The organism is Enterococcus sp. AZ050 (assembly GCF_051715085.1).
GTDB classification, from domain to species: Bacteria; Bacillota; Bacilli; order Lactobacillales; family Enterococcaceae; genus Enterococcus; species Enterococcus faecalis.
On record NZ_JBIOTC010000001.1, the window covers coordinates 191,286 to 214,450 of the forward strand.

Here is a 23,165-nt window from a genome sequence, read left to right on the forward strand (position 1 = left end):
TAAAAAATAAGTTGCCGATCGCATTTTTTCGCATGCTAGTGTTGCACTTCTGTTTCGTTGGTGTTTTCTAATTGATGATTTGTTGATTAAAAAAGGGCAGGAGGGAGCGTTTTTCTAGTATAATAATATAAAAGAATATAGAGAAAATCATAGGATGGGAGTTATTCAAAGTGGCGGAGATTACAGTTAAGACAATTTCAGCGAAAGATGATTTAAAGAAGTTGCTTTTGGGTCAAGAGTATGACCAACAGCAGCCAGTTAAAAATATTTTAAAAGCTAGAACATCGAATGTCCATATTGAAAAGTACGAGGTTGTGGAGGATGTTTTTTTAAAGTTAACTGGGAAGGCGACCGTGCACAAAGATATTATGAACTCATTTTGGACAACGTATAAAATTATGTTACAACTTGTTTATCCCGATTTCTTTAGACCAGCGGAAGTAATTGGGGAAAATCAAGAAAGCTATTTAGAAAAACCTTCTGAACAGAATTTGCTTGCAGTAAATAGCAAGTATCCGCCTCATGATTCCGGGGCATCGGCTGTGATTTCGGACCGATATTTAACTTATTTTGACCAAGCTTTTCCTGACTATTTACCAAATCCTGTACCCAAAAAATATACATGGAATGAATTCCTTCTCGACAATTTTACTAAATTTGATCGAGTCCATCAGGACCCACAATTAAAGCGTTTTGCCGAACTTACCCATTCAATTGGAAACATTACAGTAGTTCCACTAGGATTTAACAGTGGAAGAAGCTTATCGTTTAAAGATTATTGGGATTATTCTTTAGAACAACTTTCGATATTTTTAGCTTCGTTTCATTCATGGGAAAGCTACGTTCATACGTATGAGATGCAACCATTTTTAAATGAACAGTATCAACCAGTAGCGCTATGGAAAAATCATTTGAAAAAAGACTCGTTTATCTTACCTCAGAATATAGAGGAGATAAATGAATATTTAGTTCAAGTAAATCAACGAATAGAAAAAAGAGGGCAGCGAATAGTGAATCGGTTGTAATGAAATAAGAATCGCCTTTTCACTAAACGTTGAAAGTCTCGAATCGTGTGCTCTTTTATTGACTCAGGAACAGAGAACGATTAAACTACTAGATTAGTATCAAAAAATAATTGCGTATAGGGCTAACCAGTCGCATGTTTAAATAACTTTTAGGTCTTATGTACGTAACAAAAGTTATTAGTACGAAGCAATCATTTTAGAAAGGAGCTTTTATGCAATTCACATTATTAAATCAAGAAAATCAAGCCTATTGGGAAGCAACCTACATAGAAGCTTTTCCAGAAGAAGAGAGACTGCCGTTTGGTCAATTATTGACGTCTTCTCAAGCAGGAAAATTTCATTTGTTTGTTATTCAAGAGGCGGATGAGAACGTGGGGATTTTGTTAAATAGTCCAATTGCACCTGAAGCAACCTATGTCTTTTTCTTTGCAATTGATCAGCACCACCGAAACAAACGATTAGGTTCAACCGTGTTAGCGTTATTGAAGACACGTTATCCTAAGGGGGTTCTTTTGGAGAGTGAAGAAATTGGCAAAAATGCAGCGAATGAAGCCCAAAGAGAAAAACGTTATCAGTTTTATGAAAGAAATGGCGTGCTGGATACAGGGTATCTGATTATGGATAGAGGGCTCACTTTTCATATCATGTTTGCTGGAGCGTCAGGCTTCGGTGGAACGCAGCTACAGTTTTTATTAGACTTCCATCCAGTAGCAAAAATTTGGAAAAGGCCAAGTATTGATGGTATCAGGTAGTTTTTTTCAAATAAGTAAATTAAACAAACAAAAAAACATATGAAAGAACGGACCAATCGGTTCTTTCATATGTTTTTTATCATTAGTCTCGAAATAACTAGCGAATACCCAAAGCAATTCGTGCGTAACGGCTCATTTTATCCGTTGTCCAAGCAGGGTACCAGACTAATTTTACTTCGATATTATTCACTTCAGGAATATCTTTTAAAACACCATGGATTTGTTCTGTTAAAACATCTGCTAACGGACAACCCATTGTGGTTAAGGTCATTTTGATGACAGTATCACCAGTTTCTTCTGCAAATTCAACTTCATAAATTAGTCCTAAATTAACAATATCGATGCCTAATTCAGGGTCAATCACTGTTTCTAATGCAGTTAAAATATCTTCTTTAATTGCTTCAACTTCTTCGGTTGAACGTTGTTGAGGTTGTTCACTCATTCGTCTTCTACTCCTTTGCAAGTTGCCTCTTTACTATCATACCTTTTTTAAGAATGTTTGTAAATGAGAAGTATCTCACATGTCATGTAATTTACTGATTTATTAAAAAAGCTCATAAAATTCGAAATTCATTTTATTTTAATTGAAATCTCATTATTTTATTGACATTAGAAAACAATGAGTTTAGAGTGATCGATAACAATCTAAATTTAATTTTTGGATATTTTTAAAAAACTGAATTTTCAGTCAATTGGAAATATCAAAGGGAGGATTTTATGAAAATTAAGCAGGTACATGTTAGGGCATCGAAAATTAAACTGAAAGAAACATTTACGATCGCTTTGGGGACGATAGAATCAGCGGATAGTGCAATTGTGGAAATTGAAACAGAAGAGGGATTAGTTGGATATGGAGAAGGAGGGCCAGGCATTTTTATTACCGGTGAAACGTTGGCTGGCACGATTGAAATGATCGAATTATTTGGCCAAGCAATCATTGGCTTAAACCCCTTTAATATTGAGAAAATTCATGAAGTGATGGATAAAATATCTGCTTTCGCTCCAGCGGCAAAAGCAGCAATCGATATTGCTTGTTATGATTTGATGGGTCAGAAAGCTCAACTGCCTCTTTATCAATTGTTAGGCGGCTATGATAACCAAGTAATAACGGATATTACACTAGGTATTGATGAACCAAATGTGATGGCACAAAAAGCCGTCGAAAAAGTCAAACTAGGTTTTGATACATTAAAAATTAAAGTCGGAACAGGAATTGAAGCTGATATCGCAAGAGTAAAAGCGATTCGTGAAGCAGTTGGCTTTGATATCAAGCTCCGCTTAGATGCGAATCAGGCTTGGACGCCCAAAGATGCAGTTAAAGCGATTCAAGAATTAGCAGATTATCAAATTGAATTAGTGGAACAGCCAGTTAAAAGACGCGATTTAGAAGGTCTAAAATACGTTACTTCACAAGTTAATACGACAATTATGGCTGATGAAAGCTGTTTTGATGCTCAAGATGCGTTGGAATTAGTTAAAAAAGGCACAGTCGATGTTATCAATATAAAATTAATGAAGTGTGGCGGCATTCATGAAGCGCTGAAAATTAATCAGATTTGTGAAACAGCAGGCATCGAATGCATGATTGGTTGCATGGCGGAAGAAACAACCATTGGCATCACGGCTGCTGCCCATTTAGCTGCTGCTCAAAAGAATATCACACGAGCAGATTTAGATGCGACATTCGGTTTAGAAACTGCGCCCGTAACTGGGGGCGTATCCTTAGAAGCAAAACCATTATTGGAATTAGGAGAAGCAGCTGGATTAGGCATTTCTCATTAAAAAAGGAGTAAAGCAAATGAAGTATGATTTAAAGTATCTTAGTGTTCCTTTGCCTGAGGAAATTCAAAGGGTGAAAGAATTTGGCGATTTTGCAAGTGCGGATATTGCCATTGATTTTTGGTTGACAAAAGAACTTCCGCAGGCATTAAAAGAACGTTTGATAATTGAAAAAGATGTCATTAAAATGATGCGTATGAATGAGTATCCTCATAGCTTTGCAAAAGCTGATCAAATGATGAGAGACACTTTTCAGGATTATCAAACAGAGGAATTAATTCGTTTAAAAGAAACGGGATTAGTGGACTGGGTTTATATTGACGGTGAACCGTATTTCCAACTTCGATTTTTGGCCAATTTAATTAAAACAAATGCGGCATATGTTGCACGTTTGCGGGAAGCAGAAAGCAATCAATTAGAAATTCTCCGCAAAAAAGAACTAAAAGAGAACATCGAACAAATGCAAAAAAACGGTGGTAGAAAAGTGAAAACAACAATTAAAGCCACCATTCAGGTGAAAAAAGAATTTGAGCGTCCAGGTGAGCGTGTTCGTGTCCATTTGCCGCTGCCCAAAGCGTGTCAACAACAATCAGAAATTGAAATCCTAGCTACGTCACCTGAGGCAACCTATATTGCGGCAGAAGATGCGCCTCAACGAACACTGTGTTTTGAAACAATCTTAAAAGAAAATCAAACGTTTACAGTTGAATATTGTTATGTTAATCGGATGGTTTACCAACAGTTAGAAGAAAGTAACGTAGACAAAATGCAACCAAGCTTTGATTTAGAGGAACAGTTACCGCATATTCGATTCACGCCTTATTTAAGAAATTTAGCAGATGAGATTGTGGGCGATGAAAGTAATCCCTTAAAAAAGGCACGCTTGATTTATGACTTTGTGACGACAAAGATTCATTATTCTTTCATGCGTGAATATTTTACAATTACCAATATTTCAGAGTATGCTGCAACTAATTTAAAAGGTGACTGCGGCGTGCAAGCGATTTTGTTTATCACGCTTTGTCGGATTACAGGGATACCAGCCAAATGGCAATCGGGATTATATGTTTCTACACATTATACAGGCTGTCATGATTGGGCACAATTTTATATAGAACCGTACGGCTGGCTCTTTGCGGATTTATCTTTTGGCGGAGGTGCTTACCGAGACGGGGATAGACAGCGGTGGAATCATTATTTCGGCAATTTAGATGTTTTTAGAATGGTCGCAAATAGTGAGATCCAGGCAGACTTTCACCCGGCAAAAATGCAATTGCGTGCAGACCCAATTGACAACCAGCGGGGAGAATTTGAGTACGAAAATGAGGGCTTGCCCTACGCATGCTTGATAGTTTCGCAAGAACGGCTTTCCATGGAAGAGTTGCCGTTTGATTGACACATAGGGGGAATAGTATGAAAAAGTTAAAAATGATGGGGATTATGTTATTTGTTAGTACGGTCTTGGTAGGTTGTGGCACAACAGCAGAAACAAAAATAGACGAGAAAGCAACTGAGAAAACCAGTGTCTCGAAAAAAGTTTTAAATTTAATGGAGAACTCGGAAATCGGTTCAATGGATTCTATTTTTACACAAGATGAAGCCAGTATTAACGCACAGTCCAATGTCTTTGAAGGGTTATATCAATTGGATGAAAAAGATCAACTAATACCAGCTGCCGCTAAAGAGATGCCTGAAATTTCTGAAGATGGCAAACGATATACCATTAAACTAAGAGAAGATGGTAAGTGGTCCAATGGTGATGCTGTAACAGCCAATGATTTTGTTTTTGCTTGGCGTAAATTAGCGAATCCCAAAAACCAAGCCAATTACTTTTTCTTGTTAGAAGGAACGATTCTGAACGGAACAGCTATTACAAAAGAGGAAAAAGCACCAGAGGAATTGGGTGTCAAAGCGCTTGATGATTATACTTTGGAGGTTACTTTGGAAAAGCCTGTACCGTATTTTACGTCGTTATTGGCATTTTCTCCATTTTTCCCACAAAACGAAGCATTCGTGAAAGAAAAAGGACAAGCCTATGGCACTTCTAGTGAAATGATTGTATCTAATGGTCCATTTTTAATGAAAAATTGGGATCAGTCAGCGATGTCGTGGGATTTTGTGCGTAATCCCGACTATTACGATAAAGAAAAAGTAAAATCAGAAACGATTCATTTTGAAGTTCTTAAAGAAACCAATACCGTTTATAATTTGTACGAATCAGGTGAATTAGATGTGGCTGTCTTAACAGGAGATTTTGCTAAACAAAATCGAGACAACCCAGACTATGAAGCAATCGAACGGTCAAAAGTCTATTCCTTACGTTTAAACCAAAAAAGAAACGAAAAACCATCCATTTTTGCAAATGAGAATGTCCGCAAAGCTTTAGCTTATGCTTTGGATAAAAAAAGTTTAGTCGACAATATTTTAGCAGATGGTTCAAAAGAAATTTATGGGTACATTCCAGAAAAATTTGTATATAACCCAGAAACGAATGAAGATTTTCGTCAAGAAGCAGGCGCCCTTGTCAAAACAGACGCCAAAAAAGCCAAAGAGTATTTAGATAAAGCAAAAGCAGAGCTAAACGGAGATGTAGCCATTGAACTTCTTTCAAGAGATGGTGATAGTGACCGAAAAGTTGCTGAATTTATCCAAGGCCAGTTACAAGAAACGTTGCCAGGTCTCACTATTAATGTCAAAACAGTTCCTTTAAATAATGCGATTGAATTAATGAGAAAAGGGGATTATGAATTGTCTGTTGGCATGTGGGGACCCGATTATCAGGATCCAATGACTTTCTTAGAAAGCTCAGTTAGTGGTAACCGTATGAACTATTCTAGCCCAACGTTTGATCAACTAATTGAAGAAGCAACAACTAAATACGCAAATGATCCTGAAACTCGTTGGCAAACATTAATTAAAGCTGAAAAAGTATTGGTGGAAGAATATGCCGCTTTAATTCCTTTATACCAAGAGGCTCGTAGTCAGCTTATACGACCAGGTGTCAAAGGTATTCAGTATCATAACTTCGGTGCAACGAGCACATATAAGTATGCCTATAAAGAATAAATTAGTGAACAAAAGTACCTTTAGCTGAAGGTACTTTTTTTCCGATAAGAGCTTCTTTTTTGTTAATAGTCAACAATTAATAAAAAAATAATTGAAAAAGGTTGACAAAAATAATGATACTCGTTAGAATAAGCACTGTTAACAAATGAATAGCGTTTTCATGTGACTAGATAATACTAGGCATGGAAGAATTTCGTAATACAATGTGGTGTACAATGGTTACGCAACATGTTTAACGGGATTGTTCTATGCTTTTTTTGTTGTTTTCACTGAAAATGTTAGAATTACTTCTGCAGAAGAGGGTCATTTATGAAAATTAAAAAGGTGCTAAATCAAAATGCTGTACTTGTTCTTGACGAAGGACAGGAGAAAGTAGCTGTCGGTAAAGGCGTCGGGTTTAATAAGACTAAAAATGATGTCTTATCTCGACAATTGGTGGAGCGGATGTTTGTGATGGAGCCAGAAGGACTGAAAAAACTTCAAGTACTGCTATCACAAATTGAAGACAAATACTTTTTAGCGAGTGAAGAAATTATCCAACATGCTGAAACGGTATTGGGTGAAAAGTTGAATGAACATATTAATATTGGGTTGAGTGATCACATTGCTTTTGCAGCTGAAAATATTCAAAATAATATTATTGTTCGGAACAAGCTTTTAAGTGAAATTGAGATTTTATATAGTGAAGAATTTGCTATTGCTCAATGGGCTGTAGAATATTTAACACAAACCTTAGAGATTCCATTTAGTTATGATGAAGCGGGATATATTGCAATTCATATCCATAGTGCTCGCAGCGGGCGTACTGATAATAGTAAAAGTATCCGTGAAGTTACAATCGTTTCTGAAATTATTCATTTAATCGAGCAGGAATTGGCTATTGATATTCATGATGACAAAAATAGTCTCAGTTATTCACGTTTGGTGAATCATTTACGTTTGTTTATTCATCGCTTCCAACAAAATCAATATGCTGTTTTAGATGAAGAAATTTTGGAAGTCGTAAAGAAAAAGTATGCTGAAAGCTATGAAATCTCAAAAAAAGTACAAGTCTTATTAATGAGAAATTTTCATTATCAAGTACCAAATGAAGAACTTGATTATTTATCGATTCACATTGAACGATTAAGAATGACCAAATAATAAAAATTAAATAGTTTATGTGAGGAGTTACGTATAATGAAAGCGTATATGCAAAGAATGGGACGTTCGTTAATGTTACCAGTTGCTGTATTACCGGCGGCTTCTTTATTAGTCGGTATTGCCAACTGGATCGTGGGAACAATCGGCGCTAGTCCAGCCACAACTTTTCTAATGAATGGTGGCTTGGCTATCTTAAACAACTTAGCATTATTATTTGCGGTTGGTTTAGCGTTAGGAATGTCAAAAGATAAAGATGGATCGGCAGCATTAGCTGGTTTAGTCGCTTATTTAGTGCCAAAAACTGTTTTAGCGCCTGCTTCTATCCAAGCCATTAAAGGCTTCAAGGATATTGCTGAAGTAAACCCAGCCTTCAACAGCATGGACAACAATGTCTTTGTCGGGATTGTCGCTGGTTTAGTTGCTGCGGCAATGTATAATCGTTTCTCTGGTGTGAAATTGCCAATGGCTTTATCATTCTTTAGTGGAAAACGTTTAGTTCCTATTATGTCAGCTATTTCGATGTTAGCAATCTCAGCTGTCTTATTCTTCTTCTGGCCAGTTGTTTATAACGGATTAGTTGCTTTTGGTAAAGGAATCTCTAGCTTAGGTTTCGTAGGAGCTGGCTTGTATGGTTTCTTTAACCGACTATTAATTCCAACAGGCTTACACCATGCCTTGAATTCTGTTTTCTGGTTTGATGTTGCTGGTATCAATGATATTGGGAACTTTTTAGCTGGTCAACAAGCGTTAGATACTGGTAAAGCAATTGTAGGACAAACGGGTATGTATCAAGCTGGTTTCTTCCCAGTAATGATGTTTGGTTTACCAGCAGGTGCGTTTGCTATTTATCAATGTGCACGTCCTGAGAAGAAAAAAGTTACAGCTTCATTAATGTTAGCTGCTGGTTTTGCGGCCTTCTTTACAGGCGTAACTGAACCTTTAGAATTCTCATTTATGTTCGTTGCTTGGCCTTTATATGTTTTACATGCAGTCTTTACAGGTATTTCTTTAGCATTCGCTGCGTTTATGCATTGGACAGCTGGCTTTGCCTTTAGTGCAGGTTTTGTAGACTTCTTCTTAAGTTTGAAAAACCCAGTCGCGAATCATCCAATGATGTTGGTGGTTCAAGGACTTGTCTTTGCAGCAATTTACTACTTCGGTTTCCGTTTTGCAATCACTAAGTTTAACTTAATGACACCAGGACGTGAAGAAGGCGATGGCGAAGAAACGCCAGATGTTGCAGAAGGCGACAACAAATTTGCTTCTCTAGCTCGTCGTATTTATGATGGTTTAGGCGCTGATGCTAATGTAACTTCTATTGATAACTGTACAACTCGTTTACGCTTAACAGTGAAAGATACAGGCAAAGTGGATCAAGCAAAAATTAAAGCAACTGGGGTTCCTGGTGTGAAAGTCATTGATGACACCAATATCCAAGTGATCGTTGGTACAGAAGTACAATTTGTTGCTGACGAAATGCAACGATTATATAACCACCAAGCGCCAGCAACACCAGTCAAAGAAACACCTGTTTCTCAACCAGTTGTTGAAGAAAAAGCACCAGTTTCAACGAAAGAAACTGAATTATATTCTGTAGCGAATGGGAAAGTTATTCCTATTTCTGAAGTACCAGATGATGTTTTCTCAGCAAAAATGATGGGTGACGGTTTTGCTGTCGTACCAACAGACGGCGAAGTTTCAACACCTGTTGCTGGTAAAATTACTAGCATTTTCCCAACAAAACATGCGTTAGGTATCCAAACAGATTCAGGCATTGAAGTATTATTACACATGGGTCTAGATACTGTTGAGTTACAAGGTGGACCATTTACATTACATGTTGAAGAAGGCCAAGTTGTAAAACAAGGCGATAAAATTGCAACCATTGATTTAGCCGCATTAGAACAAGCTGGCAAAAAATCAGATTTAATTGTTGTTTTCACAAATCAAGATATCGTTGCTCAATACGATTTACAAAAAGCAGGTCAAACGACTTCAATGAATTATGTAATCGGAAATGTTACCGTAAAATAAAAGTAAAAAAGGGCTAGCCGTAAGGCAGCCCTTTTTTTGATGAAATTCGATAAAATTACTTGTTATTCTATTCTAGGTGAAAACGTTCAATCTTGCGAAGTTACGGTTTGTTCACAAAAAAGTTACTTTTATTAAATAAAACTAAAGAAGTAACAAAAACTTCGCTTTTTTCAGTTATTTCAAGTAACATAGAACGTATCTTAAAAGAAAAAGTTTGGATGATTCGATGCGTAGAGTAAGAAAAATAATTTATAAAATCATGCTACTTTTGTTTGTTGGTTTAGTTGCTGGTCTTGGCTATCTTGGCTATAAAATACATCAAAATGTTGAAACGGTAATGACCTTTGAAAAACAAGTAGAAGCAGAAGTCAAAAAAAATAAAATACCTGAATACAAAACATTAGCTTTAGCGATTATCTATACAGAATCTAAAGGGAAATCTGGCGATATTATGCAGAGCAGTGAAAGTGTTTATGGACAACAAGAAGTGATTGAAACACCAGAAGAAAGTATCGCACATGGCGTCAAATTTCTCGCGGAAGCGTTAGCGAAAGCAAAAGAAGCTGGCTGTGATGAATGGACAGGCGTACAAGCATATAATTATGGACTGGATTATATTCAGTTTGTTAAAGAACGTGGCGGGAAACACACGACAGAGTTAGCAGAAGAATATTCAAGAGAAGTCCTTTCACCGTTGCTAGGGAATGACCAAAATACGAAATATCGTTATTATCGTTGGCAAGCGTTAGTTTACAATGGTGGTTACCTTTATCAAAATGGTGGCAATATGTTCTATGCGGAAATTGTCAAAATGAATCGTTGGTTTATTGAAAAGTTAAATTAAAACGAGAAAAGTCTAAAGAATTCTTTCAACTTACAGGAATTTTTTAGGCTTTTCTTGCAGTTTCATGAAAATGCAAGTAAACTAGAAGGGATGTAACTGATTAATTGAAAAGGTAGGGAAAGAGCTGGATGTTGAATAAAGTCGACCTGAAAAAAGGGTTAAGTACAGAAGAAGTTGCCAAGCAGAAAGAGTTAGGCCTTCAAAATAATTATGAGGAAAATGTAGCGAAATCTACAAAAGATATTATTTTTGATAACGTCATGACGTTATTCAACTTTTTAAACTTTGCAATCGCTGTTTGTTTACTATTTGTCGGAGCGTATTCCAATCTGGCTTTCTTAGCGATTATTATTGTGAACATGTCAATCGGGATTTTCCAAGAAATTCATGCCCGTAATTTAGTTCAAAAATTATCTATTGTGGCAAAAGAAAATGTTCATGTTGTTCGAAATGGCGTACAACAAGAAATTGATACAAAAGAACTAGTTATGGAAGATATTGTTATTATCTCTGCAGGGGAACAAGTTCCTTCTGATATGGAAGTTATTGACGGTAAAGTCGAAGCGAATGAAGCGTTGTTAACAGGTGAATCAGATTTAATTGAAAAGGAAATCGGCGATACCTTGCTTTCTGGAAGTTTCATTGTTAGCGGACAAGCCTATGCCCGTGTTATCCACGTTGGTGCCGAAAACTATGCTGTGAAAATCACCCAAGAAGCCAAAGTGCATAAACCAATTCAATCAGAGTTAGTCAATTCGATTCGTAAAGTCTCTAAATTTACAAGTTGGGTGATTATTCCTCTAGGGATTATTTTATTTGTTGAAGCTTTTTGGTTAAGAGATGCTGGCATTAAAACATCTGTTGTTGCTTCTGCAGCTGCTTTGTTAGGGATGTTACCAAAAGGATTAGTACTATTAATTAGTATTGCGCTGACAACAGGTGTCATTAAGTTAGCCAAAAAACGTATTCTAGTACAAGATATGTACTCAATTGAAACATTGGCCCATGTGGACACTTTGTGTTTAGATAAAACTGGAACGATTACAGAAGGTAAAATGAAAGTGCAAAAGGCGATTATCTTGCATGACAAATATGAAGAACTCTTCCCACAGATTATCGGAAGCTACCTATCTGAAAGTACGGATAATAATATTACAATGCAAGCAATTCGTGATCATTATGAAGTATCCAATCGATTTGGCGCAAAAGAAGTCTTGGCTTTTTCTTCTGAACGAAAATGGGGAGCTATTGAATTTCCAGAAATTGGGACAGTTTATTTAGGGGCTCCTGAGCGTTTGGTAGACGATAGTCGGTTGCCAGAAGCTGTTTTTACAGCACAAGAGAATGGGTATCGCGTCTTGATGTTAGCCATTGCGGAACAACAACCGTTAAACGAAACCAAAATGCCTTATTTAGAGCCATTAGCAATTCTAGAAATTGATGATCCAATTCGCCAAAATGCCAAAGAAACACTGGCTTATCTAAAAGAAGAAGGAATCGACTTAAAAGTAATTTCTGGTGATAATCCGGTGACTGTTTCAAATATTGCTCGTCGTGCTGGGCTACCCGGTTATGAGTCTTATATTGATTTGTCGACCAAAACGACAGAAGCAGAAGTGCGTGAAGCGGTTCAGCAATACACAGTGTTCGGACGTGTATCGCCTCAGCAAAAACGAACCATTGTACGTGAGTTGAAAGACACAGAGCATGTGGTGGCGATGACCGGCGATGGCGTCAACGATGTTTTAGCGTTACGAGAAGCGGATTGTAGTATCGCTATGGCAGAAGGAGATGGCGCTACTCGGCAAATTTCTAATCTAGTTTTGCTAGATTCTGATTTTACAACGTTACCAGATGTCTTGTTTGAAGGACGGCGTGTGGTAAATAATGTAACCCGAGTTTCCAGCGTTTTCTTCATTAAAACGATTTATTCGTTTATTCTCTCAATCATTTGTGCCTTAACGGCCATTGCGTTTCCGTTCATTCCGATTCAAGTGACCTTGATTGATTTAGCAATTGAAGGATATCCAGCCTTCTTCTTATCTTTCGAAGGGGACAAACGAAAAGTTGTCGGGAAGTTTTTACCAACGGCTTTGAAAAATGCGTCTGTTAATGCGCTTTTAGTTGTAGCGAATATCATTGCTGTTTATCTGATTGGACAAAATCAAGGATTTTCTTCTTTAGATACCACGACGTTAATGTATTATTTATTAGTTGGAATTAGCTGTATGGCTGTTGTTCGAGCATGTCTGCCTTTAAATCCACTACGCATTTTCTTGGTTTTCAGTACCATTATTGGTATTTATGTAGCAGCTATGTTATTCCACAACATTTTAGAAATTGGTTTCTTAACTTCGCAAACAATGGGTCTCTTCTTTATTATGATGGCCATTAATATTGTGGTGCGTGTAACAATTGGTTTCGTACAAATGAAACGTGCTGGAAAAACAATTAAAGATTTATAAAAAACAGAGGTTGAGCTAAAAGCATTCGTCTCCAGAAATGCAGTTCTTCTTTAAATCTTGAAGGAAGTCGGAGCAAGCTTGATGTTTAACTGATTATTTTAAGAGTTAGTGTCTGAGGCAGGAGTCAGGATGACTTTTGTCCTAGATACTTTCTTTTTTTGTTGAGTTGAAACAAGATACTTGAAAAACAGAGATTATGTGATACAATAAATCATGTGTAAATGTGTCCATTGGAATTCGCACTGAAATGACAGTGCGTTTTTTAAACGGTCAATCACATGAGTTAGCACAATGCTATTCTTAGGAGGTGAGGACAATGGCACAACGCATTCCTCAGGAAGTCATTGAGGAAGTTCGTCACCGAACGAATATAGTAGATATTATTGGGCAGTATGTCCAGTTAAAAAAATCCGGTAAAAATTATATGGGTTTATGTCCGTTTCACGAAGAACGTTCCCCTTCATTTTCAGTAGCAGAAGACAAACAAATTTTTCACTGTTTTGGCTGCGGGAAAGGTGGAACTGTTTTTAATTTCTTGCAAGAAATTGAAGGCATTAGTTTTCCAGAATCCGTGAAACGTGTTGCAGATTTGGAACATTTATCTGTGGACTTTGATTGGTCAGAGCCGCGTGAAGTAGCGGATACCCCAGAACACCAACAAAGACGGAGTTTGTTACAACTGCATAGTAAAGCCGCAGAACTTTACCATCATATTTTAGTGAATACTAAAATTGGCGAACCCGCATTAAACTATTTATTAGAGCGGGGGTTAACACAAGAACTAATTGAGACCTTTCAAATTGGATTTGCGCCGCAAAAACGTGATTTCTTAAGTCAAGTTTTTAAAAATGAACAACTGGATGAAACGCTTTTTGAGCCTTCTGGGCTGTTTGTCCAAAGAGATAACGGTACGTTTTTGGATCGTTTCTATCAACGAATCATGTTTCCAATTAATGATCCCCAAGGCAATGTCATCGCCTTTTCTGGTCGCTTGTTAAAAACAGCTGATTTTCCAGGAGATGAGATGCCTAAATACTTGAATAGTCCTGAAACAACACTTTTTAATAAGCGAGAAACGCTGTTTAACTTTGATAGAGCCAGAAAAGAAATTCGTAAAGAAAATACAGTATTGCTTTTTGAAGGATTCATGGATGTTATCGCTGCTTGGCAATCAGGCGTAAAAAGTGGGGTGGCTTCAATGGGGACTAGTTTGACCAATGAACAAATTCGGCGTTTGGAGCGGGTCGCTAAGGAAGTAGTTATTTGTTACGATGGCGATAATGCCGGTGTTCAAGCCACAAACCGTGCGATTCAATTATTGCAAGAAAACAGTCATTTTGACTTGAGTATTGTCAGCATCCCTGAAAAGCTGGATCCTGATGAATATGTGCGGAAATATGGCGCAGAAGCTTTTCAAAATTTAGCCAATCATGGCCGAGAAACAGTTTTTAGTTTTAAAATGAATTATCATCGGTTAACTAGAAACATGAATAACGAAAAAGAACAATTGGATTATGTGAACGAATTGTTACGGGAGTTAACCAATGTTCAATCTCCTTTGGAACGTGATCGTTATTTAAACCAAATTGCTCAGGAATTTCAACTTTCTGTTCATAGTTTGGAAGAGCAATTCAATCAATTGAAGCAGGAGCAACGTTCAGTCCAACGGCAAGAAAGGCAACAATTTTATCAAGATGAAATGATGCCACCACCAATGGAAGAACCTGTTTTTGAAGAGAATCACGTACAGAACAAGTTACCGTTAACCCAAGTTCAAAAAGCAGAACGTTCTTTATTATTTCGTTTAATGAATGAACAAGGAGTACGGCAAACCATTCAACAATTGCCAGATTTTTCGTTCGCTCATGATGAATACCAAGAATTATATTTCTTGCTAGAAAGTTATGCGACACTGCATCAAAGTTTCGACATTGCCGATTTTATTAATTTCTTGCAAGATAATCAAACCAAACAATTAGCAATTGAAATTGCGTATCAGAATTTATCAGAAGAAAGCTCTGAGCGAGAAGTTGCCGATTTATTACATGTAATTGCCTTATCAAGTATTGCAGAGGCAATTGAGCAGAAAAAGATTCAACAGCAAGAAGCAAAACGAGTGGGCAACCAACAGCTTGAAGCCGAATTAACAATGGAGATTATCCAATTGGCTCGACAGCTTAAAGCTCAACGAACATTTACTTAAGCAATAAATGAATAGAGCTAAGCGTTTTGTTCATTTTATTTTGATAAGTCCCAGTGATTTATCAGTTATTTCAAGCGTGAACCGAAAAATGAAGGGGGCCTTCTTTCATGGAAAAAGAAACAAGTAAAAAATATGAAGCTGCAGTGGCAGCATTTATCAAAGAAAACAAGCCTAAAGGAACAGTGGTTTATGATGATTTAGCGAATCAATTAGCCACACCGTATACTTTGGATGCAGAAGCTATGGAAAAATTGATCCAAAAAGTTGAAGATGCTGGTATCAGCGTGGTCGATGAAAATGGAGACCCAAGTGAACATAGCTTGAAAAAAGATGAAAAAGAAGCGGAAAAGGCCCAAGCAGAAGACTTATCTGCGCCAACAGGTGTTAAAATTAATGATCCCGTGCGTATGTACCTAAAAGAAATTGGGCGCGTTCAATTGTTAACTGCCGCAGAAGAAGTTGAATTGGCACTTAAAATTGAAGAAGGCGATCAAGAAGCAAAACAACGTTTAGCAGAAGCCAACTTACGTTTGGTTGTTTCAATTGCCAAACGATATGTAGGTCGTGGTATGCAATTCTTGGATTTAATTCAAGAAGGTAATATGGGCTTAATGAAAGCTGTTGAAAAATTTGACTACCGTAAAGGGTTCAAATTCTCTACGTATGCTACTTGGTGGATTCGTCAAGCGATTACGCGGGCAATTGCGGACCAAGCTAGAACAATTCGAATTCCTGTTCACATGGTTGAAACAATCAATAAATTGATTCGGATTCAACGCCAACTATTGCAAGATTTAGGTAGAGAACCAACGCCAGAAGAAATTGGTGCGGAAATGGATTTACCAACAGAAAAAGTTCGTGAAATCCTAAAAATCGCACAAGAGCCAGTCTCTTTAGAAACACCAATTGGTGAAGAAGATGATTCACATTTAGGTGATTTCATTGAAGACCAAGATGCTACAAGTCCTGCTGAACATGCAGCTTACGAATTGTTAAAAGAACAACTAGAAGATGTTCTGGATACTTTAACAGACCGTGAAGAAAATGTTTTACGTTTACGTTTTGGTTTAGATGATGGTCGGACACGTACGCTAGAAGAAGTCGGAAAAGTTTTCGGTGTCACTCGCGAACGTATTCGTCAAATTGAAGCAAAAGCGTTAAGAAAACTAAGACATCCTTCTCGTTCAAAACAATTAAAAGACTTTTTAGAATAAACATACCGTTTAGCGGCTCTTTTCGTGCATGCGAGAAGAGCCGCTTTTGTTTTTTAAAAAGTCTCTAAATGTCATTGCTAGTTATTGGAAGAAGGCGCAAGTTGTGGTAAATTAGAAGTAATGGAATATTAGCAGAATGTGAGGCGGAAGAATGACAAAAAAATGTCCGAAGTGCGGGAACGAATTCGATGCAGAATTAACGACCTGCCCAACATGTGGCTATTCACTAACTGACACAACAGTTGATAAAGAAGAAGTGGAAACGACTTCAACAAATATAGATTTTGAAACACAGGAAAATGAACAACACGAAGATCAATTAAATGAGAATATTGAATGGTCTGAGTTAAAAGATATGAGCTTAGGCCATGTGATGGAACTGTTTGGCGAATCACCAGAAGAAGAAAGTAATGATGACAAAAAAGAAGAGTCGATAGAAGATAACTTAATAGGCTCTGATTCAGAGGATGTTTCTGGTCTAGAAGCATCGCTTCAAGAAGGGGCTAGTGAGGAGACTCATGATTCGGTGGAGGAGTCGATACCAGCGACAGAAGAGACGCCTACTCATTCAACAGAAGAAGAACTAGCAACGGACGAAGCAGTTAATTTAGAGGAAACAACAGAAGAAACAACTACTGTTGAAGCAGAAACAGCTGAGGTATCTGAGACAGTGAAGTCAGAAGAGGAAGCTTTAACAGAGATTTCAGGAACTGAAGTTATCTCTACTACTTCTGAAGAAGAAATTTTTTCACAACCACCGATAGAAGATCAAGATGTCACACCAAACGAAACTTTGCAAGCTTATATTCAAGCGCATCGAGCAGATACAGAAATGTCTGAAAATCCATTAGAAGAAACAGCAGAGACCCAAGAGTTAGAAAACAGCGGTGAGGCAGTATTAACCCAAGCCGAAACACCAACTGAATCCATTTCAGATTCTGAAGAAGGGCTAACAAGTGCAGCGTCGCTAGAGGAACCGAGCGAAGCTGATACAACCGAGGAAAAAGTTTCAGATTCAGGTGTGATACCACCGATGAATGAAACTGGGAATACTCAACCAGCGCCTGCTCCGAAGAAACCATCAAAAAAAGTGGCTTTTGTTGCGCTTGCGGTTGTTTTATTAGCTGGAGGTAGTGCTTGGGCGTATCATGATCAAACGCAAAAAGCTGCCGCGCAAGAGGCGGCGGCACTAACCAAGAAAAAAGATACACTGAAAGATGAACTAGCAGCCTTTTATACCACGAAGGAGCAAGTTTTTATTAAACCAGATATGGTGACTGTTAGTCCAGAAAAACTCTCAAAACAAGTCGCGGAAATTAAAGATTCAGAAGAGTATTCTCAATTAAATAAACAAATTCAAACATTGAAAGAGAAGCAACAAACCATTCAACAAATCAACCAATTATTTGAGGCCCCGATTGTCAATGGCAATGAGTTGAAACCGGCGATTCTAGCGGCTGATCAACCAATTTCCGTAAAGAAATTAACAGGAAATGATCCATTTGACCAATTGATGAACCAAGCAATCGATCAAGCGAACCAACAATACAACCAATTACAAAAAGCTAAAAAAGCAGTCGAGGTCATTTATAAAGATGGAAAAACTACCAATCAGCTGAATCGAGACACGTATCAAGCTGCTAAGGCAGAAGTAGATAAAGTAACAAGTGATAAGCTGAAAAAAGAACTGGTCAAACAAGTCACGACAGCTGACCAAGCGTTAACCAAGGTTGAAGAAGAACAGAAAAGAATTGCAGAAGAACAAGCTGCCGCAGAGCAAGCAAAACAAGCAGAAGAACAAGCGAAACAAGCTGCTGCCGCGAAAAAAGAGAACGCTAAGAAGGAAGAAACAGCGAAAACAGAAGCGAATGGCTACACGGCGCCGAACAGTGACGGGGTTTACACTAGTCCGCTTTATGCGCCAGATGCTGCCGATATCGCTGATAGTAGCAATCCAGCGTGGACATGGGCACCAGGTGTGAAAGAAAAAGTCTTAGACACAGTGATTGCTCGTGGCTATGTGGTTCCTGGCGGATATTCTTTAGAACCTGCCAAAATTGTGAATGGCGAAGGTTACTACAATCTTTATGCAACAAACAATCAATCAAAATTATTAGAAGGCACTACAGAGAAAAATGTTCACATGTATTTAGTTACAATCAATGCTAAAACAGGTTGGTTCAAAGGGAACGCTTCTCGTAATGCAGGGCAATAAAAGAAAATAGAAACAATCGAACAAAAGCGGAAATCTTTTGTTCGATTGATTTTCCTTGAGGAGTTAATGATAAATGAGAGAATTACTAGCAACAACATTTACCGGCATTGTGGTCGATGAAAATGAACAATTTTATTTTGTTCAAAAAAATGGCATCACATTCCGTTTAAAAAAAGAAGAAGGTACGCATGCCATAGGAGAGGCTGTAGAAGGATTTGGTTATTTAAATCAAAAACAAGAGCCAGCACTGACAACTACAATTCCTACTGTGCGCATTGGTAGCTATGGCTTTGGTACTGTCACAGGAACGAGACGTGATTTAGGTGTCTTTGTGGATGTTGGCTTACCAGATAAAGATGTCGTTATTTCGTTGGATGAATTACCAACTATGCGGGAACTTTGGCCTAAAAAAGAAGACCGAGTAATGGTTACTTTAAAAGTGGACAGTAAAGACCGCATTTGGGGCGAATTAGCAGATGAAAAAGTCTTTAAAGCAATGGCAAAACGTGGGAATGCTGAAATGCAAAACCAAAACTTAACCGGGTATGTGTATCGTCTGAAACTTGCAGGAACGTATATTTTAACTGATGATTTATACATTGGATTTATCCATCCTTCTGAACGATTCCAGGAACCACGTTTAGGTGAAAAAGTAGTGGGGCGTGTGATTGGCGTGCGGCCGGACGGCGTATTGAATCTTTCATTAAAACCAAGAAGTCATGAAGTAATCAGCGATGATGCGTTAATGATTCTAACTTTCTTAGAAAGAGCAAACGATCACCAAATTCCTTTCACCGATAAATCAAGCCCTGATGAAATTAAACAAACCTTTGGCATTAGTAAAGCGCAATTTAAACGCGCCTTAGGCCATTTAATGAAACAAAAATTAATTAAACAAGAAGATGGTAAAACAATTCTAATTGGCTCGTTGGAACAATCAAAAGAAAAAAATTAAGGTAGCTAATTGAGAATATCTTGCAAATTACAGTTATTTCTTTTATAATTATTTTAATTTGATTGATAAATTAAGTTTCTTAATTTGTAATCATTCTAAACAAGGAGCTGTAATAATGGATTCGACTGCTGCTTTAAAAAAGACAAAAAAACAATTACATGAATCAGGCTTTAAATTAACACCACAACGGGAAGCAACCGTACTTGTATTATTGGAAAATGAAAAAGATCATTTATCAGCAGAAGAAATTTACTTCTTGGTAAAACAAAAAAGTCCGGAAATTGGTCTAGCAACAGTCTATCGAACGCTAGAAATTTTAACAGACTTAAAAGTCGTTGATAAAGTGAGCTTTAACGATGGTTTAGCTCGCTATGATTTAAGAAAAGAAGGCGCCAAACACTTTCACCACCATTTGTTATGCTTAGAATGTGGCACAATTGAGGAAGTGGAAGAAGACTTGCTTGGTGAAGTAGAGCAAATTGTTGAAAGTCGGTATCATTTTTTAGTCAAAGATCATCGCCTAACTTTTCATGGTATTTGTCAAAGTTGTCAAAGTAAAAAATAAGAATAACAAAAAATAGCCAGTAGCACGAAAAAGTGCCGTTGGCTATTTTTTGTTATTCTTTAGTAAATTAATCGTATAATTAATAAAAGATTAATTTATGGTTTGGTTAAAATGAAAATAAACTAAAAAAATATTTTGTATAATGAGCTATACAAAAAGGAGGTGTGTCATATGAATAAGACAGATAAAAAAGTTGTTAAGTCATCTATTATCAATATTTCTAAAACAGAAGCTTCTAAAGAAAAAAATGGTGTTTTAGGTAGAGCTGTTTTTGCAAAAGGTGATGCTTGGGCAACAAATATCTAATTATAAAACCCCTGCTTTTTCTTTAATTAAAAAGCAGGGGTTTTTATTACTTGGAGGTGACGTATAAAATGTTTTTTGACAATAAAAATTTTATGTTAAGAAAAGAATTTTTTGGAGGCTTACTTGTAGATAAGAGGAATCTTGTTCGATATGAAATAAATCAATATGATTACGTCTTTTTAAATGAATTTTTACGAAGTAATTCTAATATCCAAACAGTTATCAATAATATCAATAATAGTTTGGATATAGATTATATCCCTGATATAAATCAGTTCTTAGAGATAGGCGTATTAATAGGTGAAACAGATGGCATGGGCATGGGAGAAGAATTATCACCTATAGAAATTAACCACATAGACAAAAATTATTTATCATATCCTATTGAAATATCAATATATCCTTCTTTGAAATGTAATCTCAAGTGTAATTTTTGTTTTTTAGGATTTAAATTGAATCAAAATTATAATGAAAAAAATGCAGAAGAGTGGTTTACATTGATAAATGATGCAGTTAAGAGTGGCTGTCTAAGTGTTTCTATTTTAGGTGGAGAACCATTGCTATATTTTGATATTTTAAATCTTTTGAAAATGCTTGAAAACGCAAAAATTAGAACATCAATAACTAGTAATGGTCTTTGTTGGAAAAAGTGCGTATTAGATTTTATAAAAACATCAAAATATATAACACCGATTTTTTCTATTCAAAGTTTTAGCGAGCGTAATAAAGAGTATATGGGAAAGTCACATGATATGGAAAAGTGGAAAACTACTGTATATGAAATTACTAAATTTAAAAAAATTCGAATAAATTCAGTATATTTAGATCAGAGTATAGAGGAATTAAAGCAAATTATTGATTTTGGTTATAATAATAATGTAGAAAAATTTTCTTTAGCATATAAATATGATGTGAATTCTGATTGGACTAGTTTTAAAGAAATAATTTATGTTCAAGATTGTTTAGAAAAATATATAGAGTCTAATAATTATGAAAATTTTCACTTTTCTGTAGAAGGGTGTATGATTTATAGTGTTTATGAAGATTTAGACGGTTCAGTAGTTAACACACCTTATCAGCAATTAACTTATGGGTGTGAAGCAGGGAATAGTCGATTGGAGATAGTTCCTAATGGGGACAGCTACCCGTGTATATCTTTTTTTGAAAAAGATATGTCATGTGGAAATGTTTTCGAAAGTAGTTTAAGGAATATTTGGGATAGTTCTACTCTGCTTAAAGAATTAAGAAATGGAAAAACTACAGATGAAAAATGCCTGTCTTGTACTTGCAATAATTTTTGTAATGGTGGGTGTCCTACTATTAACTTGGTTAGAAACGGAAAAATGTTTGGGAAAGGCGATCCAAGATGTTTATTAAAACAAACCAACTAAACGACAAAAATGTTCATTTAATCAATTTAAACCGAATTTTACGCGCGCTGATTCTTCTTTGGCCTGTTATGACATTAATTTATTTATCAAAAGGCTTATCTTTTTTTGAAATTGGTTTGCTTAACAGCGTTGGAAGTATCGTGATTGCTGTTTTAGAAGTGCCTTCTGGTCTATTAGCAGATAAATTTGGCCGCAAAAAGAATCTGATAATTGGCAATTTTTTAAATATTTTATTTGTGTTGTTGTTATACATTAGTCAACATTTTTATGGTTTGCTGTTAGCGGAAATTGTTTTTTCTGTCGCTTCATGTTTAATCAGCGGCACAGATGCCTCACTTTTGTATGATAGTTTGAAACAGAAGAATTTGGAAAAAGAATATGCCAAAGTAGTGGCTAAAAACAGAAGCATCACCATTTTTCTATCTATTTTCACAGTGATTCTGGCAACTTTTTTATTGGAAAAGTACACATGGCTGTTGTTCCTTAGTTCTTTCTTGCTTTATTTAACCATGTTTGGAGCCACGATGTTTCTAACAGAAATGAAAAATCTTTCCGAAAATGAGGAGGAAGCAGACACGAAGAAAGCGAAACCAAGCTTTTTGACGGCGTTTAAAAAAAATCAATTATTTTTGTTTCTTGCCTTGTTTTCTTCGGTGATTATTTTACTAGTGAGTAATTTATCTGTTTTAGCATCACCAATTTTAATTGAAAATGGTATGAAACTCAAACACACTGGCTATGTCATGGCTGGAGCCAAAATTCTTTCAATTATTTTATTGAGAAATCAATCGCGGATTCTCAAGCTTTTACAGAAAAATGTCCTAAAGAGACTAACAACTTTACTCTTTGTTAGTACAACGTTGACACTTGTTATAAATTCCAGTTACTATTGGATTTATCTGATTTGTCTGGTTTTGGCGGTCAATAATTTTTTACAACCATTGATTAGTGAAAAAATGAATCAACTGATTTCTTCTAAGAATCGAACCACCATGTTATCTATTTCCAATATGTTGGATAATGTGCTCTTTTTTGGTGGCGATCCAGCACTTGGTTTCAGCATTGACAAAGTCGGTTACAATCGAACATTCGGTTCTTTTGGCATATTGTTGTGTCTTGGGTTTCCGCTTTATGCTTTTGTAAAACCCAAACTATTCAAAGAAAAATAAAAACACCATTTCGCTAATTGTTTGGATTAGCGAAATGGT

The 23,165-nt window shown here is 36.5% G+C and carries 18 protein-coding genes; 17 read left to right on the plus strand and 1 reads right to left on the minus strand.

Annotated features, from left to right (window positions below; all coding sequences use genetic code 11):
- Positions 1–170: 170 nt before the first annotated feature.
- Positions 171–1,025, plus strand: coding sequence for a hypothetical protein (locus IGJ04_RS00915; RefSeq protein WP_438839793.1), 855 nt, complete (start codon positions 171–173; stop codon positions 1,023–1,025).
- 212 nt (positions 1,026–1,237) lie between these two features.
- Positions 1,238–1,777 (plus strand): GNAT family N-acetyltransferase, encoded by a 540-nt coding sequence (locus tag IGJ04_RS00920; RefSeq protein WP_438839794.1) that lies wholly within the window; start codon positions 1,238–1,240, stop codon positions 1,775–1,777.
- 97 nt (positions 1,778–1,874) lie between these two features.
- Here the strand turns inward: IGJ04_RS00920 and IGJ04_RS00925 are convergent, their stop codons facing one another.
- Positions 1,875–2,219 carry a metal-sulfur cluster assembly factor gene (locus tag IGJ04_RS00925; RefSeq protein ID WP_002357660.1) on the minus strand — a complete coding sequence of 115 codons (345 nt, stop codon included), beginning with the start codon at positions 2,217–2,219 and terminating at the stop codon, positions 1,875–1,877.
- A gap of 275 nt (positions 2,220–2,494) precedes the next feature.
- Here IGJ04_RS00925 and IGJ04_RS00930 point away from each other — a divergent pair, with 275 nt between their 5' ends.
- From IGJ04_RS00930 to IGJ04_RS01000, 15 genes are all read left to right on the plus strand, one after another.
- A complete protein-coding gene (locus IGJ04_RS00930; protein ID WP_438839795.1) occupies positions 2,495–3,559 on the plus strand; it encodes a dipeptide epimerase in 1,065 nt (354 codons plus the stop codon).
- Positions 3,560–3,575: 16 nt separating this feature from the next.
- The gene (locus IGJ04_RS00935; protein ID WP_137685764.1) at positions 3,576–4,952 is read left to right on the plus strand and encodes a transglutaminase-like domain-containing protein; all 1,377 of its coding nucleotides are present in this window, start codon (positions 3,576–3,578) and stop codon (positions 4,950–4,952) included.
- Positions 4,953–4,969: 17 nt separating this feature from the next.
- Complete coding sequence (locus tag IGJ04_RS00940) at positions 4,970–6,622, plus strand: peptide ABC transporter substrate-binding protein (protein WP_438839796.1); 1,653 nt, start codon at positions 4,970–4,972, stop codon at positions 6,620–6,622.
- Positions 6,623–6,931: 309 nt separating this feature from the next.
- The gene (locus tag IGJ04_RS00945; protein WP_438839797.1) at positions 6,932–7,765 is read left to right on the plus strand and encodes a PRD domain-containing protein; all 834 of its coding nucleotides are present in this window, start codon (positions 6,932–6,934) and stop codon (positions 7,763–7,765) included.
- Between the two features lie 36 nt (positions 7,766–7,801).
- Positions 7,802–9,799 (plus strand): N-acetylglucosamine-specific PTS transporter subunit IIBC, encoded by a 1,998-nt coding sequence (nagE, locus tag IGJ04_RS00950; RefSeq protein WP_438839798.1) that lies wholly within the window; start codon positions 7,802–7,804, stop codon positions 9,797–9,799.
- A 226-nt stretch (positions 9,800–10,025) separates the two neighbouring features.
- Positions 10,026–10,643 (plus strand): lysozyme family protein, encoded by a 618-nt coding sequence (locus IGJ04_RS00955; RefSeq protein ID WP_002357646.1) that lies wholly within the window; start codon positions 10,026–10,028, stop codon positions 10,641–10,643.
- 128 nt (positions 10,644–10,771) lie between these two features.
- Positions 10,772–13,108 carry a cation-translocating P-type ATPase gene (locus tag IGJ04_RS00960; protein ID WP_002357645.1) on the plus strand — a complete coding sequence of 779 codons (2,337 nt, stop codon included), beginning with the start codon at positions 10,772–10,774 and terminating at the stop codon, positions 13,106–13,108.
- A 316-nt stretch (positions 13,109–13,424) separates the two neighbouring features.
- A complete protein-coding gene (dnaG, locus tag IGJ04_RS00965; protein ID WP_016617302.1) occupies positions 13,425–15,311 on the plus strand; it encodes a DNA primase in 1,887 nt (628 codons plus the stop codon).
- A gap of 107 nt (positions 15,312–15,418) precedes the next feature.
- On the plus strand, positions 15,419–16,525 hold the full coding sequence (gene rpoD / locus IGJ04_RS00970) for an RNA polymerase sigma factor RpoD (protein ID WP_002360364.1): 1,107 nt from the start codon (positions 15,419–15,421) through the stop codon (positions 16,523–16,525).
- A gap of 151 nt (positions 16,526–16,676) precedes the next feature.
- Positions 16,677–18,740, plus strand: a complete 2,064-nt coding sequence (locus IGJ04_RS00975) for a cell division site-positioning protein MapZ family protein (RefSeq protein ID WP_438839799.1) — start codon at positions 16,677–16,679, stop codon at positions 18,738–18,740.
- A gap of 73 nt (positions 18,741–18,813) precedes the next feature.
- Positions 18,814–19,695: a CvfB family protein gene (locus tag IGJ04_RS00980; protein ID WP_010823669.1), complete on the plus strand. Its 882-nt coding sequence runs from the start codon at positions 18,814–18,816 to the stop codon at positions 19,693–19,695.
- Between the two features lie 115 nt (positions 19,696–19,810).
- Positions 19,811–20,260, plus strand: a complete 450-nt coding sequence (gene fur, locus IGJ04_RS00985; RefSeq protein ID WP_438839800.1) for a ferric iron uptake transcriptional regulator — start codon at positions 19,811–19,813, stop codon at positions 20,258–20,260.
- A gap of 171 nt (positions 20,261–20,431) precedes the next feature.
- Positions 20,432–20,566: a hypothetical protein gene (locus tag IGJ04_RS00990; protein WP_268258774.1), complete on the plus strand. Its 135-nt coding sequence runs from the start codon at positions 20,432–20,434 to the stop codon at positions 20,564–20,566.
- Between the two features lie 68 nt (positions 20,567–20,634).
- Positions 20,635–21,957, plus strand: coding sequence for a radical SAM protein (locus IGJ04_RS00995; RefSeq protein WP_438839801.1), 1,323 nt, complete (start codon positions 20,635–20,637; stop codon positions 21,955–21,957).
- Complete coding sequence (locus tag IGJ04_RS01000; RefSeq protein ID WP_438839802.1) at positions 21,933–23,126, plus strand: MFS transporter; 1,194 nt, start codon at positions 21,933–21,935, stop codon at positions 23,124–23,126. Before IGJ04_RS00995 ends, IGJ04_RS01000 begins: the two co-directional genes overlap by 25 nt.
- Positions 23,127–23,165: the final 39 nt, after the last annotated feature.

Bases quoted from the DNA above. Each gene is read 5' to 3' on its own strand.
- IGJ04_RS00920 (WP_438839794.1), top strand. From the start codon at position 1,238: ATGCAATTCACATTATTAAATCAAGAAAATCAAGCCTATTGGGAAGCA.
- IGJ04_RS00925 (WP_002357660.1), bottom strand. From the start codon at position 2,219: ATGAGTGAACAACCTCAACAACGTTCAACCGAAGAAGTTGAAGCAATT.
- IGJ04_RS00930 (WP_438839795.1), top strand. From the start codon at position 2,495: ATGAAAATTAAGCAGGTACATGTTAGGGCATCGAAAATTAAACTGAAA.
- IGJ04_RS00935 (WP_137685764.1), top strand. From the start codon at position 3,576: ATGAAGTATGATTTAAAGTATCTTAGTGTTCCTTTGCCTGAGGAAATT.
- IGJ04_RS00940 (WP_438839796.1), top strand. From the start codon at position 4,970: ATGAAAAAGTTAAAAATGATGGGGATTATGTTATTTGTTAGTACGGTC.
- IGJ04_RS00945 (WP_438839797.1), top strand. From the start codon at position 6,932: ATGAAAATTAAAAAGGTGCTAAATCAAAATGCTGTACTTGTTCTTGAC.
- nagE (WP_438839798.1), top strand. From the start codon at position 7,802: ATGAAAGCGTATATGCAAAGAATGGGACGTTCGTTAATGTTACCAGTT.
- IGJ04_RS00955 (WP_002357646.1), top strand. From the start codon at position 10,026: ATGCGTAGAGTAAGAAAAATAATTTATAAAATCATGCTACTTTTGTTT.
- IGJ04_RS00960 (WP_002357645.1), top strand. From the start codon at position 10,772: ATGTTGAATAAAGTCGACCTGAAAAAAGGGTTAAGTACAGAAGAAGTT.
- dnaG (WP_016617302.1), top strand. From the start codon at position 13,425: ATGGCACAACGCATTCCTCAGGAAGTCATTGAGGAAGTTCGTCACCGA.
- rpoD (WP_002360364.1), top strand. From the start codon at position 15,419: ATGGAAAAAGAAACAAGTAAAAAATATGAAGCTGCAGTGGCAGCATTT.
- IGJ04_RS00975 (WP_438839799.1), top strand. From the start codon at position 16,677: ATGACAAAAAAATGTCCGAAGTGCGGGAACGAATTCGATGCAGAATTA.
- IGJ04_RS00980 (WP_010823669.1), top strand. From the start codon at position 18,814: ATGAGAGAATTACTAGCAACAACATTTACCGGCATTGTGGTCGATGAA.
- fur (WP_438839800.1), top strand. From the start codon at position 19,811: ATGGATTCGACTGCTGCTTTAAAAAAGACAAAAAAACAATTACATGAA.
- IGJ04_RS00990 (WP_268258774.1), top strand. From the start codon at position 20,432: ATGAATAAGACAGATAAAAAAGTTGTTAAGTCATCTATTATCAATATT.
- IGJ04_RS00995 (WP_438839801.1), top strand. From the start codon at position 20,635: ATGTTTTTTGACAATAAAAATTTTATGTTAAGAAAAGAATTTTTTGGA.
- IGJ04_RS01000 (WP_438839802.1), top strand. From the start codon at position 21,933: ATGTTTATTAAAACAAACCAACTAAACGACAAAAATGTTCATTTAATC.